Source organism: Lawsonibacter asaccharolyticus (assembly GCF_022453915.1).
Lineage (GTDB): Bacteria > Bacillota > Clostridia > Oscillospirales > Oscillospiraceae > Lawsonibacter > Lawsonibacter asaccharolyticus.
In genome coordinates, this window is sequence record NZ_CP091870.1 from 2325668 (window position 1) to 2344247 (window position 18580).

20 protein-coding genes are annotated in these 18580 nt (G+C 64.0%); 2 read left to right on the plus strand and 18 right to left on the minus strand.

Annotated elements, in window-relative coordinates; translation table 11 throughout:
- Positions 1-19 precede the first annotated feature (19 nt).
- Together L9O85_RS11130 and L9O85_RS11135 are read left to right on the plus strand one after the other, a co-directional pair.
- Entirely contained in the window at positions 20-442 is a 423-nt protein-coding gene (locus L9O85_RS11130) for a hypothetical protein (RefSeq protein ID WP_277102856.1), read from the plus strand.
- On the plus strand, positions 439-1320 hold the full coding sequence (locus L9O85_RS11135) for a DNA/RNA non-specific endonuclease (RefSeq protein WP_301578610.1): 882 nt from the start codon (positions 439-441) through the stop codon (positions 1318-1320). Before L9O85_RS11130 ends, L9O85_RS11135 begins: the two co-directional genes overlap by 4 nt.
- Before the next feature lie 46 nt (positions 1321-1366).
- Here L9O85_RS11135 and rsmI read toward each other — a convergent pair whose 3' ends face one another.
- The 18 genes from rsmI to rimP all read right to left on the minus strand — a co-directional run bounded on the left by rsmI (position 1367) and on the right by rimP (position 18168).
- Complete coding sequence (rsmI, locus tag L9O85_RS11140; RefSeq protein WP_050623711.1) at positions 1367-2203, minus strand: 16S rRNA (cytidine(1402)-2'-O)-methyltransferase; 837 nt, start codon at positions 2201-2203, stop codon at positions 1367-1369.
- 246 nt (positions 2204-2449) lie between these two features.
- Positions 2450-3445 (minus strand): PepSY domain-containing protein, encoded by a 996-nt coding sequence (locus L9O85_RS11145; protein WP_276852633.1) that lies wholly within the window; start codon positions 3443-3445, stop codon positions 2450-2452.
- A 162-nt stretch (positions 3446-3607) separates the two neighbouring features.
- On the minus strand, positions 3608-4225 hold the full coding sequence (locus tag L9O85_RS11150) for a tRNA1(Val) (adenine(37)-N6)-methyltransferase (RefSeq protein ID WP_301578614.1): 618 nt from the start codon (positions 4223-4225) through the stop codon (positions 3608-3610).
- Complete coding sequence (locus L9O85_RS11155) at positions 4222-4845, minus strand: NUDIX hydrolase (RefSeq protein WP_276852637.1); 624 nt, start codon at positions 4843-4845, stop codon at positions 4222-4224. The genes L9O85_RS11150 and L9O85_RS11155 overlap by 4 nt, the downstream gene beginning before the upstream one ends.
- 17 nt (positions 4846-4862) lie before the next feature.
- Positions 4863-5180: a hypothetical protein gene (locus L9O85_RS11160; RefSeq protein ID WP_050623707.1), complete on the minus strand. Its 318-nt coding sequence runs from the start codon at positions 5178-5180 to the stop codon at positions 4863-4865.
- Between the two features lie 81 nt (positions 5181-5261).
- Positions 5262-7010 carry an arginine--tRNA ligase gene (gene argS, locus L9O85_RS11165; protein WP_050623706.1) on the minus strand — a complete coding sequence of 583 codons (1749 nt, stop codon included), beginning with the start codon at positions 7008-7010 and terminating at the stop codon, positions 5262-5264.
- A 243-nt stretch (positions 7011-7253) separates the two neighbouring features.
- A complete protein-coding gene (locus tag L9O85_RS11170; RefSeq protein ID WP_050625425.1) occupies positions 7254-7700 on the minus strand; it encodes a DUF1934 domain-containing protein in 447 nt (148 codons plus the stop codon).
- Positions 7701-7854: 154 nt separating this feature from the next.
- Positions 7855-9213, minus strand: a complete 1359-nt coding sequence (locus tag L9O85_RS11175; protein ID WP_242850294.1) for a DUF1576 domain-containing protein — start codon at positions 9211-9213, stop codon at positions 7855-7857.
- A 72-nt stretch (positions 9214-9285) separates the two neighbouring features.
- Complete coding sequence (gene ribF, locus L9O85_RS11180) at positions 9286-10200, minus strand: riboflavin biosynthesis protein RibF (RefSeq protein WP_050623704.1); 915 nt, start codon at positions 10198-10200, stop codon at positions 9286-9288.
- Positions 10201-10246: 46 nt separating this feature from the next.
- Entirely contained in the window at positions 10247-11116 is an 870-nt protein-coding gene (gene truB, locus L9O85_RS11185; protein ID WP_301578619.1) for a tRNA pseudouridine(55) synthase TruB, read from the minus strand.
- Positions 11109-12056, minus strand: a complete 948-nt coding sequence (locus L9O85_RS11190) for a DHH family phosphoesterase (RefSeq protein WP_050623702.1) — start codon at positions 12054-12056, stop codon at positions 11109-11111. The genes truB and L9O85_RS11190 overlap by 8 nt, the downstream gene beginning before the upstream one ends.
- Before the next feature lie 32 nt (positions 12057-12088).
- A complete protein-coding gene (gene rbfA, locus L9O85_RS11195; RefSeq protein WP_050623701.1) occupies positions 12089-12436 on the minus strand; it encodes a 30S ribosome-binding factor RbfA in 348 nt (115 codons plus the stop codon).
- Between the two features lie 42 nt (positions 12437-12478).
- Positions 12479-12913 carry a hypothetical protein gene (locus tag L9O85_RS11200; RefSeq protein WP_277102862.1) on the minus strand — a complete coding sequence of 145 codons (435 nt, stop codon included), beginning with the start codon at positions 12911-12913 and terminating at the stop codon, positions 12479-12481.
- A 184-nt stretch (positions 12914-13097) separates the two neighbouring features.
- On the minus strand, positions 13098-15464 hold the full coding sequence (gene infB, locus L9O85_RS11205) for a translation initiation factor IF-2 (protein ID WP_277102863.1): 2367 nt from the start codon (positions 15462-15464) through the stop codon (positions 13098-13100).
- An 18-nt stretch (positions 15465-15482) separates the two neighbouring features.
- Entirely contained in the window at positions 15483-16130 is a 648-nt protein-coding gene (locus tag L9O85_RS11210; RefSeq protein ID WP_050623699.1) for a L7Ae/L30e/S12e/Gadd45 family ribosomal protein, read from the minus strand.
- Entirely contained in the window at positions 16120-16398 is a 279-nt protein-coding gene (rnpM, locus tag L9O85_RS11215) for an RNase P modulator RnpM (protein ID WP_050623698.1), read from the minus strand. The genes L9O85_RS11210 and rnpM overlap by 11 nt, the downstream gene beginning before the upstream one ends.
- A 94-nt stretch (positions 16399-16492) precedes the next feature.
- On the minus strand, positions 16493-17692 hold the full coding sequence (gene nusA, locus L9O85_RS11220; protein ID WP_050623697.1) for a transcription termination factor NusA: 1200 nt from the start codon (positions 17690-17692) through the stop codon (positions 16493-16495).
- Between the two features lie 20 nt (positions 17693-17712).
- Positions 17713-18168: a ribosome maturation factor RimP gene (gene rimP / locus L9O85_RS11225; protein WP_301578621.1), complete on the minus strand. Its 456-nt coding sequence runs from the start codon at positions 18166-18168 to the stop codon at positions 17713-17715.
- Positions 18169-18580: the final 412 nt, after the last annotated feature.

An 18580-nucleotide genomic window follows, 5' to 3' on the forward strand; every position in this document is an offset into this window, starting at 1 on the left:
CGAAGAAAGAGGGTAGACCATGATCCTGATCTCCTGCATCGATGACCGGGGCGGCCTGCTGTTCCATGGCCGCCGGCTCAGCCGGGACCGGGTGCTCTGCCAAGACGTGCTCCGGACGTGCGCCGGCTCCCCCCTGTGGATGGCCCCCGGCTCCCGCTCCCTCTTCTCCTCCCTGCGGGACGGCCTCTCCAGCTCCATCCTGACCTCGGAGGACTTTCTCGCCCAGGCCGCCCCGGGGGAGTTCTGCTTTCTGGAGGACCGGCCCATCCGGCCCTTCCTGGACCGGGTGGAGTCCATGGTCCTCTATCACTGGAACCGCCGCTACCCCGCGGACCTGTTTCTGGACCTGGACCCGGCCGCCCTGGGGTGGTCCCTGTTGGGCCGGGAGGAATTTCCCGGCTCCTCCCATAAAAAAATCACAAAGGAAGTCTACTGCCCATGAAAATACGTACGCTCCATCTCATCCCCCTCCTCCTGCTGCTCTGCGCGGCGCTGTCCGGCTGCGGCCAGCTCCTTCAGGCCGCGCCCTCCTCCTTCTCTCTGGAGGACGTCCCGCCCTTCTCCGGCGAGCCCTATGTGGTGCTCCAGGACAACCAGCCCGGCTTTTCCCAGGAGGACTTCACCACCGACTCTTTCGAGACTTACAGCAGCCTGGATCTGCTTGGCCGGTGCGGCACCGCCTATGCCAACATCGGTCTGGACCTGATGCCCACGGAGGAACGGGACAGCATCGGCCAAGTCAAGCCCAGCGGCTGGCAGACGGTGAAATATGACATCGTGGACGGCAAGTACCTGTACAACCGCTGCCATCTCATCGGCTATCAGCTCAGCGGTGAGAATGCCAATGAGCAGAACCTCATCACCGGCACCCGCTACCTCAACGTGGAGGGGATGCTCCCCTTTGAAAACATGGTGGCGGATTACGTCCAGGAGACCGGCAACCACGTCCTCTACCGGGTCACTCCCATCTTTCAGGGCACTGAGCTGGTGGCCCGGGGCGTGCAGATGGAGGCCGAGTCGGTGGAGGACCAGGGCGAGGGCATCTGCTTCAACGTCTATGTCTATAATGACCAGCCCGGCATCACCATCGACTACGCTACCGGTGCCAGCTCCCTGGAGGGGGATGCTCTTCCAGAGGACAGCACCCAGAAGGAGCCGGAGGACACCCTGTACATCCTGAACACCAGCTCTGGAAAATTTCATCTCCCCTTCTGCTCCGGCGCCGCCTCCATGAAAGAGGAAAACCGCCAGGCCTTTTCCGGCAGCCGTGAGGAGCTGATCGCCCAGGGATATTCCCCCTGCGGCCAGTGCAAACCATGACCCCCACAGCAGACGGCCCCTGCCCTTTCCTGGGCAGGGGCCGTTTTTATTCCTGCTCCACCGCCAGGCGGTAGAGCTCATTCCGTGAGAGCCCCAGCTCCTTGGCCGCCTGGCGCACCGCGTCCCGCAGGGAGAGCCCTTCCTCCTCCCGCAGCCGCTCCGCCAATGTCAGGCCGTCCTCCAGAGTGCATTCCCCCTCCTCCTCCGGCTGGGCACCCCGAACTACCAGGACGAACTCTCCCCGTGGCGTCTCCTCCCCATACCAGTCCGCCGCCTCCCCCAGAGTGGTGCGCCGGATCTCCTCATGGAGCTTGGTCAGCTCCCGGCACAGAGATATCTCCCGCTCCCGGCCAAAAGTGTCCGCCAAGTCCCGGAGGGTGGCAACCAGCTTGTGGGGGGCCTCGTAGAAGATCATGGTCCGCTCCTCCCCCCGCAGGGACTCCAGGTGGGCCCGGCGGTTTTTCTTGTTCATGGCCAAAAAGCCCTCAAAGGTGAAGCGGCCGGTGGGCTGGCCGGAGGCTGCCAGCGCCGTGACCAGGGCGCAGGGACCCGGGATGGGTACCACCGGGACCCCGGCAGCGGCACACAGGGCCACCATCTCCTCCCCCGGGTCGGAGATGGCCGGCATCCCCGCGTCCGTGACCAGAGCACAGCTCTCCCCTGCCAGCAGGCGGTCCAGCACCGCCTGACCGCTGGCTGCGGTGTTGTGCCGGTGGTAGGTGACCATAGGCTTCTTCAACCCCAGATGGTTGAGGAGCTTCACTGTCACCCGGGTGTCTTCTGCGGCAATGAAGTCCGCCTGCGCCAAAGTATCCGCCATCCGCGGGGAGATGTCCCCCAGATTGCCGATGGGAGTCGGGACCAGATAGAGGGTTCCTGCCATGCCTTATGCTCCTTTCCGCCGCCGCCCACCCTGGGACAGGGCGGCTCGGTTTGTTTCCATGGAGCCATTATAACACAGGACCCGCCTTTTTTCTATCCCCGAACGGAGCTCCGGGCCGCCCATTTTTTCTCCGTTCCCTTTCCCGCTCAAAGCAGCCCCCTCCCATATGACATGCCTCCGCTCAGCCAAAGAGGCCGCCGCGGAACTCCGCGGCGGCCTCTTGCCGTTCTGTCATGAAACCAATGCTCAGTGCCGGTCCACGTCCCACTCCAGGATGGTACCGGTCACCGCGTCCAGCGTGAACTCATACTCGGTCCAGCCGTCCCGCATCTCGCCCTCGTAGACTACGCGGCCATCGTCCCGGTCCAGATGCAGCTCCCGGAAGGTCCCGGAGACCCCCGCCCGGTCCTCCACGATCTGGCGGACCTCCGCCTCACTGAGGTAGCTGCCGGTCTGACCGGCGGCCTGACCTGTATAGTATTCGGCGTCGTAGTCCCAGCTCAGGATATCGCCGCTGGCGGCATCGATCTCATAGTCATACTCCTTGCTGCCGCTGTAAAACTCCACATCGTACACCCGGCGTCCGTCCTCATAGTCCAGATGGGCCCGCACAAAGGTGGCCTTGGAGGCGGACACACCGGCGTGGTCCAGCGCGATCTCCTTGGCACGGTCGGCGCCGATGTCGGCGGAGGACTGGGTGGGGATGCTGTACCCCTCGATGTCCCGGTCGCTGTGGAGGATGGTGCCGGTGTAGGCGTCGATCTCATAGTCGTACTCCACGTTGTCCTTCCAGAACTCCACCTCGTACTCCATGCGGCCGTTATCCCAGTCCAGCCCCGCCCGGACAAAGCTGACCTGGGAGGCAGAGAGCCCCGCATCCTTCAGGGCGATCTCCTTGGCACGTTCCACCCCGATGTAGCTCTCAGCGGCAGTGGTGCCGGTGCCCTTGGTGTTCAGGATCACAGTGTTGGTGTCGGCATCCCACCGCACGTCCATTCCCAGCGCCTTGCTGATGGAAGCCAGCGGCAGATAGGTCGTCCCGTCGATGGTGAAGGGCTCCACCTCGTTGCCCCTGCTGTCCGTCAGATCCAGGGTCCTGCCATCCAGCGTCACCTTGATGTTCTGATAATGCAGGGCGGCCGTCCGCTGGCCCACGGAGGCCAGGGCAGGCAGAGTCAGCGCTCCCGCCAGGACCGTCAGTACAGTTCCGCTCACCATCAGGCTCTTCCAGTTCCGTTTCATTTCATGTTCCTCCCAAATGTCATTTTATGTTGTGTCCGGCTGTATCTCGGGCTTATCTGTTTGCCGTTCAACTACATAATGCGTGGGAGGTCTCGTTTATTGCATGGGGCCCAAAATTTTTCTGAAATTTTTCAGCACTCCAGTTGGGAGCACCTGCGCCCCTCACGGTTCGATCCGCAGACCGGGCCGCCCCCGGCGCACCGCCTCCATCAGAACACAGGAGGGGGGATGCTCCGGCCCATGGGCCAGCAGCCGCATCCGTTTGGGCTCCAGGCCGCTCCCCCGCAGGGCGCACATCAGGTCCGCCAGCCGCTCCGGCCGGTGGCACAAGGCGAACCGCCCCCTGTTTCTCAGCAGGCGGGCCGCGGTGCGGCACAGCTCCTCAAGGGAGCAGTCGGCCTGCCGGGCCCCGCCCCCGTCCCCGCCGTGTCCAGGCTGGAAGTAGGGGGGATTGGAGATGACCAGGTTGAACCCGCCAGCCGGCAGGGTCACCTGCCGCCAGTCCGCCTGGAGGACCGTCCCCTCCAGGCCGCTGTGGACCAGGTTCTCCCGGGCACACTGGGCCGCCCGCTCCTCCCGCTCCACTCCCGTGAGAGAGAGCCCCCCCTCCCGGGCCGCCAGCATCAGGAGCAGACAGCCGCTCCCCGTCCCCAGGTCGCACACCCGCCAGCCCCGCTTCACTGTAGCGAAGGCCCCCAGGGCCAGGCTGTCTCCCCCCAGGGGAAAGACCCCCTCCTTTACCTCCAGAAGGTAGGGGCCCAGGTGCTCCGCCCCGCTCATCCCATCTCTCCGCCCAGCAGGCCCGCCAGATGCCGTGTGATCCGCCCGGTCAGCCCCCAGATGGCGTGGCCCTGCCACAGATAGACGGGCACCGTCTCCCTCCCCTGCTGCCACCGATATCCCCGTGGGATGCCGATCAGCTGGTAGGGGAAGTCCGCCGGCGGGCGGGGCTCCAGGGCGTAGCTGTACTCCAGCGGCGGATTGTGCACGATGTGCTCCAGCGGCACCAGAAAGGTGTGATCTACCTCCGCCGGGTTCAGGGCCATCCTCTCTGCCGCAGCCGTCTCCACCCTGGCCAGCACCGGATACATGATGAAATTGGCTCGGTGGGCCACAAAATCCAGCCGTCCCAGAACGGTGATGGATGCTGTGGGGATGCCCAGCTCTTCCTCCGTCTCCCGGATGGCGCAGGCCTCCGGGGTCTCATCTCCCTCTATCCGCCCTCCGGGAAAGCAGACCTCCCCGGGCTGGCGGCGCATGTCCTGTGAGCGCACCTCATAGAGGATATGCAGCTTCCCCTCCCGCTCCACCAGAGGGACCAGAACTGCGTACTGTCCCGAGGCGTCCATCAGCCCCGGCTCTCTGCCCCTCAGTTTCTCCTCCAGCTGTTCCAGCGTCATTCCGTTCCCCACCTCTTTCAGAGCATCACATTGATGATGAGCACGCTCAGAGACAGGAACGCCCCCAAACATGCTGCTACAAAATAGATGATCTCCCTAGGGCGGACCCAGAAGGCGGCGGTGAATCCCCAGGTCAGGGCCAGGTCCGCCAGCAGGATGGTGTTTTTCCCGATGTTGGCCGCCTGCTGGGCGTGGATGGCTACCACCTCCGGCAGCAGGGCCCACCCCGCCAGTCCCAGCAGGCCCCCCAGCAGCAGCAGGACGTAGGTCAGCCGGTTCCGGTTGGCCTGGAGTCTGTCCCGGATCCGGTCCAGGGCCCCTTTTTTCTGCGGCATGGTATCACGTTCCTCTCTCATGGTTTGGAAAAAGCCGGCCCTCAGCCCTGGGGGCTGAGGGCCGGCTCAACGTCCAGATCGTTACATCTTCTCCGGCGCGGTGACGCCCAGCAGACCCAGGCCGTTGGCCAGGACGGCCCGCACGCTGTCCGCCAGCTTCAGCCGGGCGGAGAGCACGCCGGGCTCCTCCCCCTTGATGCGGCAGGCGTTGTAGAAGCGGTGGAAGTCCCCGGCCAGGGACACCAGATACCGGTTAATGCGGCTGGGGTCATAATCCCGAGCCGCCAGATGGAGCTCCTCCGGATACTGGGACAGAGCCTTGATAAGGGCCAGCTCCTCCGGGGCGTTCAGCACACCGGCGTCCACCCCCGCAGCGGCGGGGACCGCCGCCCCCTCCTCCGCCAGCCGGGACACCAAGGAGCAGATGCGGGCGTGGGCATACTGGACATAGTACACCGGGTTCTCGCTGTCCTCCCGCACCGCCAGGTCCAGGTCAAAGTCCAGGGGGCTGGTGCTGGCCCGGGAGTTGAAGAAGTACCGGGCCGCGTCCACTGAGATCTCGTCCAGCAGGTCGTGGAGGGCGATCGCCTTGCCGGAGCGCTTGGACATCCGCACCGGCTTGCCGTCCTGCATCAGGTTGACCAGCTGCATCAGCACCACCACCAGCCGGTGGGAGCCGTCCAGGCCCAGCCCGTCCAGGGCGGCCTGGAGCCGGGCCACATGGCCGTGGTGGTCGGCGCCCCAGATGTTGATGGCCTTGTCAAACCCCCGCACCTCCAGCTTGTTGCGGTGGTAGGCGATATCGGCGGCAAAGTAGGTATAGAAGCCGTTGGCCCGGCAGAGCACGTCGTCCTTCAGGTCCAGCTTGTCCACCTGCTCCTGGCTCTTCCCCTCCCGCATGAACTTTTCCTTCAGCAGCTGGGTGGTGTTCAGCCACAGGGCCCCGTCCTTCTCATAGGTCCAGCCCTTGTCGGTGAGCAGCTGTACAGTCTCCTCCACATAGCCGCTGTTGTGCAGTTCAGACTCCAGGAACCACTGGTCATACTCGATGCCGTACTTTTTCAGGTCCGCTTTCATCCTGGGGATGTTGACGGACAGGCCATATTCCGCCATAGCGGTCTCCCACGCATCCTGAGAGGTCTGGCCTGGAAACTCTCCCGCCTGGGCCAGGAAGCCCCGGGCCAGCTCCCGGATGTCGTCCCCATGGTAGCCCTCCTCCGGGAAGGGGTAGTTCTCCTCCCCCACCGTCAGCTGCATGCAGCGGGCGTAGATGGACATGGCGAATTTGTGGACCTGGTTGCCGGCGTCGTTGACATAAAATTCTTTCCAGGTGTCCCAGCCGTCCCGCTTCAGCACGTTGGCCAGGGTGTCCCCCAGTACGCCGCCACGGGCGTTGCCCATGTGCATGGGGCCGGTGGGGTTGGCGGAGACGAACTCCACCATCACCCGCTCGCCCTTTCCTTCGCTGCCGGAGCCGTACTCAGGCCCCTCCTGCTCCACCTGGGCGAGGACCTGGCCGTACCACTTGGGCCCCAGAGTAAAGTTCAGAAAACCGGGGCCGGCGATGTCTACCTTCTGGAAATAGCTCCCTGTCAGGTCCATGTGGTCCACAATGGCCTGGGCAATGGCCCGTGGGGCCATGTGCAGGGCCTTGGCCCCCGCCATAGCGAAGGAGGAGGCATAGTCCCCGTGAGCGGTGTCTTTGGGGATCTCCACGGTGGCCTTCACCTCTGCTCCGCCGGTCAGCACACCTGCTGCAGCGGCCCTCTCGTACGCGGCCTGGGTCAGCTCAGCGACCTGAGCCCGCGCGGCCTGAATCATATTGCTCATCTCTCGTATCACACCTTACAATAATTCTTTCTCGCTGGAGTGGGCCGCACTACTGCTTCAAGCTGCAGCCCGGTGCTGCCTCCTTGATCTTGATCTGAAATACATTTCGCCCCGCCACCGTGTGGTCGATCGCCCACCGCGGGCCGGCCCGCGGCGGGATCCCGGGCTCTTTGATTCCTCGGGCGGGAGTCGATCCCGCCCTGCGGTGCGGGCGCGGAACGCCCGCAATCGAGATTGACCACGCTACTGCTTCAAGCTGCAGCCCGGTGCCGCCTCCTTGATCTTGATCTGAAATACATTTCGCCCCGCCACCGTGTGGTCGATCTCGATGGCATAATCGATCTCGATGTCGCCGCCGCTCTCGCCCACCTGGGCTGTCAAATGCCGGGTGTTCACCCCGATGGACATGGTGCCATAGGGGGTGTTGTACATGGACATGTGCCGCCGCCCCTCCTGAAACACCATTTGGGAGGTGTACTCCCCCACCCGGAGCAGGGTCACCCGCTCCGGCTCTATCTGGAAGGTGGTCAGGGTCCCGTCCATGCCGGTGACGGCGCTCTCCTGATAAGACAGGGTAAAGCTCTCGCCGTCCCGCTCCAAACGCCCCCCTGTCACCAGCTCGATGGTGTCCGGTTCGGCGTTCTCATATTTCTGCATCCCCTTGATGGAGATGATGACCTCTTTTTCCATAGCAGCCTCCAAAATGACGTTGTCCCGTGCGGTCTTGCCGGAGCGTACACCTGCGCCGCCCCCCTGCCGCGGAATGATTATATACTCCCCATCCCGCTCTGTAAAGAAGTTCTGTATGGAAAATCCATTTTCTTTTTCCAGCCGGGGCGCTCCCTCAGTCCTCCTCCTCGATCATGTCCTGCACTGGAGGCGGGGTCTCCGGCTCGTCGTGCTCCATGTGGTCGAAGTACTCCGCCTCGGTGATCACCGGCTTGCGGTGGCGGGCGATGGCCACGATGGTGGGATACAGGATGATAGCCAGCAGGCCGCCGGAAAAGCCGTTGTTATAGAGGTTCAGCCCGGCCACCGGCGTGCCCGCATACAGTACCACCGCCGAGTGGAGGAACCCCGCCAGCACGCCGTAGGGCCAGCCGAAGTAGCCAGAGATGGGAGCCAGGGTAGTCCCGAACAGCATGGCCAGCTGGACGGCGCCGCTGGAGACCGAGGAGTGCATCACGAAGCTGCCCAGGACCACACCGGCCATGATGGGCACGATGTTGCCCGCATGCTTTCCAAAGGCAGAGAAGCCCACAATAGTCAGGACCCCGCCCACTGTGGGCCCATTCAGGTCCCCGCCGGTGAGCAGGATCACCCCCATTGCGATCAACCCGTTGACCCCCATGTTGATCAGCACCGGCGCCGCGCCAAACATGCGCAGATAGTCGCTGGGGGCCCGGCCGCTGGTCTGGAGCAGGCGGCGGTAACCCGCCCAGGCCGCCCAGACCGGCTTCCTGCAGAAAAACAGGCCGGCAAGGATGGCTGCTATGCACATCGTCCCCAGCAGCCCGCCGAACAGAGCGTTGTACCCTGTGGCCCAGAGGTAAGAGACCTCCGGCTCCGCCCCGAAGGAGCTCATCAGGGACACCAGCAGCATGGCCATCAGCCCGCAGGCAAACCCTACATTGTACAGGTTCATCCCGTTCTGGATCTTGTATGTATAGGCGGACAGAGAGGGCATTACAAAGCCGATCATCAGGCCGGTCGCCACCCCAAGCACCGGGGTGCCCCAGCCGTTGTCCAGGATGATATAGCTGATGACCGGCCCCAGGGCCGAGGACAGCAGGGCCACGGCCGCATACTTTCCAAAGGGCTCCTTTCTGCTCTTGGCGTACAGCCAAGTCCCCAGGACGATGGGCCAGGTGTTGACCGGGTTCTTCCCAAACAGGGAAAACCCCGCCATCAATCCTACCACCACCAGCGTGAAGCCGTTGGCCGGTTCCCCAGAGCTGCGCAGGATCAGCACCGAGAGGGCGGTGACTACAGAGGAGTTGATCAGGGCTGCCCCCACGCCGGCCAGCCGGACATAGTCAGTGATGAGGGGGTCCTCCGTCATCACGATGCGGATCAGGCCCCGTGCAATATTGTCCGGGGTATCCAGCAACGCGCCCGCCAGGAAAAGCCCGGAGGCAAAGATCAGCAGCATGATATACAGGGTCTCGTACCGCATGTGGCGTGTATCCTGTGAATGGGGCATTCGTAGTCCCTCCCGATCCGATTTTTGATTTTCTGCCGCCTGTGGCGCGGCGGGGCCTCTTTTCCCCTCTCCTTATTGATACTCCGCCTTTTCCTGAAAATATTCCCGGGTCTGCCGGGCGTTCCTGCGGATCTCCTCCGCCAGCTCCTCCATAGAGGGAAACTTCCGCTCCCCCCGCAGGCGGTGATAGAACTCCATCCGCATCGTCTGACCGTACAGGTCCCCGTCAAAGTCCAAGATGAAGCCCTCCACCGTCACCCGGCGGTCTCCGTCCTGCACTGTAGGGCGCACCCCCACGTTGGTAACGGCGATACGGCTCTCCCCCCCGAAGCAGACTTTGGTCGTATAGACGCCGAAGGCAGGCACGATGACTCCCTCCGGGATATGCAGGTTCACCGTGGGAAAACCCAGGGTGCTGCTGCCGATTTTTTTGCCGTGGGCCACCTTCTGAGTCAGGACATGGGGATGCCCCAGGAACTGGACCGCCCGCTCCATCTCCCCCTGGGCGATCAGGGTGCGGATGTAGGTGGAAGAGATGGTGATGCCGTCCTGCTCCACCTTGGGGATGATGTCACATCCGATGCCCAACTGGGCGCACTTCTCCTGGAGGCGCCGGGGGTTGCCCTTACCCATATAGCCGAAGTGGAAGTCGTGGCCGGCCACCACATGGACCGCGCCCAGTTCTTCCGCCAGATACCGGTCCACAAAGTCCTCCCAGTCCATGCGCATCATGCCATCAAAGTTGGACACCACCACCTCCTGGATGCCGTAGCGGCTCCGCATCAGCCATCCCCGGTCCTCCACCGAGCTGAGCAGGGGCACTGTCTGGCCCGTGATGGCGGCGGTGGGGCTGCGGTCAAAGGTGAATGCGGCCGCCACCGCATCCAGCTCCCGGGCCTTGTCCACCACCCGGCGAAGCAGGGCCCCGTGCCCGTTGTGGACTCCGTCAAAAAAGCCGAGGGCGATCACTCGTCTGTTCTTGTTCACAATCTGATAAGTCTCCTTCTTTTTCTCTCTGCGGACTTCCGGGCGCTCACACCGGGAAGAAGCTCTTGATGGTGGTCAGCCTTCCCCGCTCCATCCGGCTCAGGGCTAGGAAGGTCCCCTCCGCCCCATAGACCCGGTACTCCCCGTCCGGTGTCTCCGGCAGGAACAGGCTCATGCCGTTGCGCACCTTTTTCTCTGCCGGAGGCTTGAGGATCAGCACAGGGCGGTCAGCAAAGTAGGCGTCCACCCCCAGAAGCAGGGACGCGGGTCCCTCCGCCTGGAGCACCTGCTCCAGAGGCAGGGCGTCCTCCAGCTTGAACCCGGCCGCCATGGTCCGGCGCAGGCCGCTCATGCAGCCCCCGCACCTCAGTGCCCGGCCAATATCATGACACAGGGTGCGCACATAGGTCCCCTTGGAACACCGGACCCGCAGGGTGTAATCCGCCGGCCCCGTCTGCTCTTCCAGCGTCAGGCTGTGGATGGTGACGGCCCGGGGCTGCCGCTCCACCTCCTGGCCCTTTCGGGCCAGCTCATAGAGCTTCTTTCCTCCCACCTTGATGGCGGAGTACATGGGGGGGATCTGCAGGATCTCTCCCCGGAACTGCCCCAGTACCTGCTCCAGCTCCGCCTGGGAGACGGAGACCGGCCGCTTCGCCAGCACTGTGCCGGTGGTGTCCTGGGTGTTGGTCTCCACCCCCAGCCGCAGGCCGGCTACATACTCTTTCTCCGACTCGGAGGCAAACTCCACCGCCCGGGTGGCCCGGCCCACGAACACGGGGAGCACACCTGTCGCCATGGGGTCCAGTGTCCCGGCGTGGCCGATGCGCCTTTCGTGGAAGATCCCTCTCAGCTTGGCGCACACATCCATACTGGTCCAATCTTGGGGCTTGTCGATGATGATGATGCCGTCAGCCATGACGCACCTGCTCTATCGCCCACAGGATGGCCCGCTTGGCCTCCTCCACGCTGCCCTCCACCGTGGCGCCGGAGGCGGCGGCGTGGCCCCCGCCTCCCAGCAGGGCGCATACCCTGCTGGCGTTAAGGACCTCCGGATCAGTGCGCAGGGACAGCTTGCACGTCCCGGGCCTCAGCTCCCGGATGGTGATCGCATTCTTCACGCCCTCCACCTGTCCCACAAAGGAGGCGATATCCTCCAGGTCCCGCTCGTCGGCCCCCAGCTGGGCCACCATCGCCAGGTCCACCGCCGCCACGGCGGTCTCCCCGCCGTCAAACAGCTCCATGCCCTCCACGATCCGGCTCTCGATCCGGAGGCGCTTCAGGGTCTTGGTCCGGAAGTGGCGCTTGTTCAGCTCCGCCGCAGGGATGCCGGTCTCCATCAGGGCGGCCGCCGTCCGGTGGGTGTCCGCCGTGGTGTTTCCGTAGACGAAGCAGCCGGTGTCGGTAGACACCGCCACGTAGAGGGGCACCGCCATCTCCCGGGTGACCGGGCCCAGCAGGCCCGCAATATCATAGATCAGCTCCCCGCAGGCCGCCCGCCCGGCGTCCAAGCAGGTCTCCCGGGCAAAAAACTCCTGGGAGGGGTGGTGGTCGATGGCCAGGTCCACCCGCTCCAGGTAACACCGGGCGTTCTCCGGGAACAGCCCCCGGGCGGCGATATCCACCGATACCACGGTGTCCGGGCTCCAGCCCTCCGGGGCGGTCAGCCCCTCCAGATAGGGGGTGAAGAGGCTGGTGGCCTCCGGGTTTTCCAGCACCCAGGCCGTCTTTCCCCGCCCCCGCAGGGCCAGACACAGCCCCGCTGCGCAGCCGATGGTATCTCCGTCCGGCCGGACGTGGGTGAGGATCAGAAAATCGTCCCGTTCCATCAGCCACTCCGCTGTCTGTCGCTCATTCATATCCAGGTCTCCTTTGCCCTCCGGGCCTCTGTTTACTCCTTGGGCCCCTCCACGCTGCGCAGCAGCTCCAGAATGTGGGCTCCCTTGTCGATGGAGTCATCCAGCTGGAACACCAGCTCTGGGGTGTAGCGCAGCTTCAGGGCGCTCCCCAGCTCCCGGCGCAGCCAGCCAGAGGCGGATCTCAGTCCCTTGAGCACCCGCTCCCCGTTCTCCTTGTCCAGTACGCTGATATATGCCTTGGCGTACCGCAGATCCGGGGTGGTCTCCACCGCTGTCACCGAGATCATCCCAGACACCCGGGGGTCCTTGACCGCGGGGATCAGAGCGGACAGCTCCCGCTGGATCTCCTCGTTGATGCGTCCGATGCGATTGCTTGCCATAGTTGGTCCTCCTTCCCGGGCAAAACCGCCCGCAGATGAAAATCAAATGGTGACCGCCATCCGGCACTGGCCGGGGCAGCCGTTTTGTGTGGGAGGGTCGCACAGCTGCTCCAGGGCTTCCTGGTCCAGATCGCCCAGCCTCCCCTGGAACCGGGCGATCTTCTCCTCCCGGTCGTCTCCCACCCACAAATTCCACAGCTCTATTGTCTCGCCAGGGCGGCAGCTGCGCTTCAGGTAGGCCCTCAGCTGCTCCGCCTCCGCTTCTGCGGCCTCGACATTCAGCTCGTACTGCCAGAGCTTCATCTCCAGCCCCAGTGCCTCCACCGCGTCCCGGTAATACTGATGCGGCTGGATGGAAAATCCGGGAGTCTCCACCTGAACGCACGCTCCGCCCGCTGTGGAAGCAGAGCTCCGGCGTATCCCGGAGTCGTACAGTGGCAGGGGGTGATCGGCCGCCACCAGCATCACATAGCTCACAGCACAGCTCCTTTCACGCAGACAGACCCGTCCCCTCCTCAAATGAATTGGGGATGGAACGGGCCTGTTTTCGGTTGTTCCTTTTACTCCGGCTGCCGCTGGTGGAGCACGCCTCGTCCCCGCAGGGTCCGTATCTCCTGCGGCTCATCTCGGAACTGCGGGTCTGCCTAGAGACAGCGGAAGGTCAGACCTCGATCTGCTCCATCAGGAAGGCCTCTACAATATCGCCCTCCTTGATATCCTGGAACTTCTCGAAGGTGATGCCGCACTCGTAGCCCGCGGCCACCTCTTTCACGCTGTCCTTGAAGCGCTGGAGGGAGGCGATGGCCCCGTCGTAAATGACAATGTTGTCCCGGAGGAGGCGCATCTGGGCGTTGCGCTGCATCTTGCCATCCAGCACATAGCAGCCGGCCACCATGCCCACTCCGGTGATGCGGAACACATTGCGCACCTCGGCCCGGCCCAGGTCCACCTCTCGGAATTTGGGGGCCAGCATACCCTTCATAGCCGCCTCCACCTCGTTGATGGCGTCGTAGATGACCCGGTACATCCGCATATCCACATTGGACCGGGCGGCGGTCTCCTTGGCGTTGGCGTCAGGGCGGACGTTGAAGCCCACAATGATGGCACCGGAGGTAGAGGCCAGCATCACGTCGCTCTCGCTGATGGCGCCCACGGCGCAGTGGATGACCCGGACCCGGACCTCCTCGTTGGACAGCTTCTCCAGGGATGCCTTCACTGCCTCAGCGGAGCCCTGAACGTCTGCCTTGACGATGATGTTCAGGTTCTTCATCTCACCGGCCTGGATCTGGCTGAACAGATCCTCCAGGGTGACCTTGCCCACTGCGCTGCCGGAGGCCATCTTGTTCTCGTGCTTGCGCTGCTCCACCAGCTCCCGGGCCATGCGCTCGTCAGCCACGGCGTGGAAGTCATCGCCCGCACCGGGCACCTCACTCATGCCAATGATCTCCACAGGAACGGAGGGGCCGGCGGACTCCACCTTCTGGCCCTGGGCGTTGGTCATGGCGCGGACACGGCCCACGGCGGTGCCCGCGATGATGACATCGCCCTGATGCAGGGTGCCGTTCTGGACCAGCAGGGTGGCCACGGGGCCGCGGCCCTTGTCCAGCCTGGCCTCGATGACGGCACCGTGGGCGGAACGGTTGGGGTTGGCCTTCAGCTCCCGCATCTCGGCGGTAAGGACCACCATGTCCAGCAGGTTGTCAATGCCCATGCCCGTCTTGGCGGAGATGGGGCAGATAATGGTCTCGCCGCCCCACTCCTCGGGCACCAGCTCATACTCGGTGAGCTGCTGCATGATCCGGTCGGGATTGGCGGTGGGCTTATCCATCTTGTTGATGGCTACGATGATGGGGATCTCAGCGGCCTTGGCGTGGTTGATGGACTCCACGGTCTGGGGCATGATGCCGTCATCAGCGGCCACCACCAGGATGGCCACGTCGGTGATCATGGCGCCCCGGGCGCGCATGGCGGTGAATGCCTCATGGCCGGGAGTGTCCAGGAAGGTGACCGGGCTGCCCTTCACATCCACCTGATAGGCGCCGATGTGCTGGGTGATGCCGCCCGCCTCTCCGGAGACCACGTTGGCGTGGCGGATATAGTCCAGCAGGGAGGTCTTGCCGTGGTCCACGTGGCCCATGACCACCACCACGGGGGCGCGGGGCTGCAGATCCTCCTCCTTGTCCTCCGTGGTGTCGATCAGCTTCTCCTCGATGGTGACCACCACCTCCTTCTCCACCTTGCAGCCCATCTCCTCGGCGATGATGGCGGCGGTGTCGAAGTCGATGATGTCGCTGAGGGAGGCCATGACCCCGTTCTTGATGAGGCACTTGACCACTTCCGCGCCGGTCTTCTTCATCCGGCTGGCCAGCTCACCCACTCCGATCTCATCGGGGATCAGCACCTTCACCGGTGCCTTCTTGGCGATCTCCAGCTGGAGACGGCGCAGGCGCTCCTGCTCCTCCTGCTTGCGCTTGTTGCCCGGCCCCTGCTGGCGGCCGCGCTGGCGCTGGGCATTGCGTCCCTGGAACTTCTGCTTGCCGCCCCGGTCCTGCTGACGCTGGTCAGTGAAGGACTCCAGCCGCTCGTCGTACTTCTCCAGGTTGACGGCTCCGCCCTTGCGGGTGTCCACCACCTTCTTCTCCGGCACGCGGGTGGCGGGGCGGGCCTGGGCCTGCTCCGGCTTGCCTCCCTGAGCGCGGGGCTGCTCCCCGCTCTTGTCGGCCTGGGGCGCAGCGCTCTGTGGCCTGCTCTCCCCCTTGGCAGCCGGCTTGGCGGCGCTCTGCTGCGGCTGGGCTGGCTTCGCCTGGGCCGGCTTGGGCTCATGGTAGACGTCCGCAAAAATGGACTCTATGTTCTCCACCTGGTTGTGCTGGGTCAGATAGTCGAAAATAACGGCCAGCTCCCGCTCCTCCAGGACCTGCATGTGGTTCTTGGGGGTCTGGCTGTATTTGGTCATGATCTCCGCGATGTCCTTGGAATTCAGCTTGAAGTCCTTGGCCACCTCGTGGACACGGTATTTGTTCATCATATAGGGCCACCTCGTTTCTTAGGGTTTCCCGGCAGGGTTCCTGCCGCCGGATCTGGGCTTCGCAGTCAGCTTCCGCCCGCCCGGCCCCGGTTTCCCGGGGAATGTTCGGGGCGCTCTCCCCGTCCCGGTCTCCGGCCTGCCCGGCCGTCTGCCTGAGCCGCCTTTGCCCCGCTCCCGCCTGGACGTTGTCGGCGGGGCCTCTTCCCTCTTGCTGGGGCGAGAGGGCGGGGCCGCCCAGGGCTTGTGCTTTCCCTGTCTCATATTTTTCTCGTGCTGGCGTTTTTCTCTCTGGCGCATCAGGGCGCGGTCCGCCTTAGCCCTCAGCTGCTGAGCTGCGGGGCCGTACCGCTCCTCGTCCCGAGCGGCCAGCTTCTCCGCCAGGGCGGCGGCGAACCCGAAGTCGGTCACCGCCAGCATGGCGCAGGAGCTGCGTCCCAGCTGCTCCCCCAGCTCCGCCTTGGTGAAGGGCATTTGGAGCCACAGGGCGCCCCCGGCCTCTCCGAAGTGGGCGGCCCGCCGCACCGTATTGGGGGCGGCGTCCGCCGCCAGCAGGAGCACGCGGGCCTGGTGGGCCCGGGCGGCCGCGCCCACCGGTTCCTCTCCGATCTCCAGCCGTCCGGCCTTTTTGGCCAAACCCAGGAGATGGAGGATGGGGTCATGGGGCATCGCCGGGCACCTCCTTCATCTGCTCCTCCAGGCGCTCATAGACCTCTGGAGGGATCGCCTGGGCGAAAGCCCGCTCCAGGGCCTTGGACTTTCTTGCCCGGGCCAGACACACGCTGTCCGGGCACAGATACGCCCCGCGGCCGGGCAGCTTTCCCCGGAAATCCAGGGAGATGGCCCCTTCCGGGGACTTGACCACCCGGATCAGTTCTTTTTTCGGTCTCATTTCCCGGCAGCCGACACATTGGCGCATAGGGAGCTTCTTGGGCACGGTCCGCACCACCCTTCGACGAATTAGGAATTAGGCGTAAGGAATGATGGGGAGGGGGATGATCCCCAGCTCCCCGGTCCCGGTTCCTGTACGGTTAGTCTTCCTCTGCGGGAGCGGTCTCCCCGGTCCCGGCAGAGTCCTCCGCAGGCGCCTCGGCCTCCTCGACGAACAGTTCCTCCTCGGGAGCCTCGATGGGCTCCAGGGGGGCCGAGGCCGGCTTGATATCGATCTTGTAGCCCGTCAGCTTGGCTGCCAGGCGGGCGTTCTGGCCCTCCTTACCGATGGCCAGGGAGAGCTGATCATCCGGAACCACCACCCGGCAGCTCTTGCCGTCAGGCAGGGGCTCCACGCTGATGACGTCGGCAGGAGAGAGGGCGGCGGCGATGTACTCGGCGGGGTCGTCAGAGTACTTGATGATGTCCATCTTTTCGCCCTTCAGCTCTTCCACGATGGTGTTCACCCGCTGTCCCCTGGGGCCGACACAGGCACCGATGGGGTCCACATTGGGGTCAGCGGACCAGACGGCCAGCTTGGTGCGGGAGCCCGCCTCCCGGGCGATGGACTTGACCTCCACCGTCCCGTCATAGATCTCAGGCACCTCCAGCTCAAACAGGCGCTTGACCAGCCCGGGGTGGGTGCGGGAGATGAGCACCTGAGGACCCTTGGTGGCCCGGCGCACCTCCACCACATAGACCCTCAGGCGGCTGCCCTCCTGATAGGTCTCGCCCCGCACCTGCTCGTTGACGCTGAGGTAGGCCTCCGTGCTCTCGGAGCCGCTGCCGATGCGCAGGGCCACTGCACCGCTGCGGGGATCAATCCGGGTGATGATGCCAGTGAGGATCTCGTGCTCCTTGGAGGTGAACTCGTCATAGATCATCCCCTGCTCCGCCTCCCGGATTCCCTGAATGATGACCTGGCGGGCAGTCTGGGCGGCGATGCGGCCGAAGTTCTTTGGCTTGACCTCAATGCGGATGGTGTCCCCCAGCTCCACTCGGGGCAGGGACAGGCGGGCCTCCTCCAGACTGATCTCAGTGCCCGGATTGTCCACCTCCTCCACCACCTCTTTTTTCAGGAACATGCGGACCACTCCGGTCTCCTCGTTGGCCTCCACGGTCAGGTTGTCACCCACCCCCTCGTGGTCCCGGCGGTAGGCGGAGATCAGGGCCTGGGTGATCTTTTCCATCATATAGCCCTTTTTGATGCCCTTCTCCTCCTCGATCTGGGCGATGGCGGCAAAAAACTCCTTGCTGTCCAGCTCGGTGCTGTTGACCTTTTTCGTTACTCTCTTAGCCACGGTAATTCCTCCTAAACGTATCAAAAGCGGGGGTACAGCCGCGTCTGGGCGACCTCTTTTTTCTCAAACGTGATGGGCATCCCGTTCAGCTCCAGGGTGATATCCCCATCCGCCCAGCCTGTCAAACACCCCACAAAGTCCTTTTTCCCGTCTTTGGGCCGGTAGAGGCGCACCTCCACCTCTTCTCCACAGAAGCGCTGGAAGTGCTCCGGCTTCTTCAGCACCCGGTCGGCCCCGGCGGAGGACACCTCCAGGGTATAGCTTCCCTCGATGGGGTCCGCCTCATCCAGTGCGTCGGACAGGGGGCGGGACACCGCCTCGCAGTCGTCGATGGACACACCTGTCTCCTTGTCGATGTAGATCCGGAGATACCACGTGCCCGCTTCCTTGACATACTCCACATCCCAAAGGGAGCAGCCCGCTGCCTCTGCCAGCGGCTGCGCCAGTTGGGCCACCAGATCGGTCACTTTCGCCATGGACTTCCTCCTGTCCGGGGCTGAATGTGCCCCCATTTTCTCAATCAAAAAGAGCGGAGCCGCAGCCCCACTCTAACCAATACTACCATAATTACTGTTTCACTATACCATACAAAGTTCTGGATTGCAAGGGGCAGCCCAGAATATTTTTAAAAAAGCAGAGAAAATTTTTCTCTCCTCAGGATATCTCGCCTCTTTCCTGTCTATTCTTTCAAGCAGCGGCACGTCCTATCCTCGCCTGCCTGCGCAGAAGCTTTCTTTCCCAATCGGGGCGGTGTGTGGTATCCCTCCACGGTCCTCCCTCCCGGCGCACTGTCGGAAAGCTCCCTCGGCGATTGACAAATATGGCACATATACTATAATATAGAGAGGGGGATCTCCCCGCCCGAGCTCCCAACAAAAGGAGGTCCTG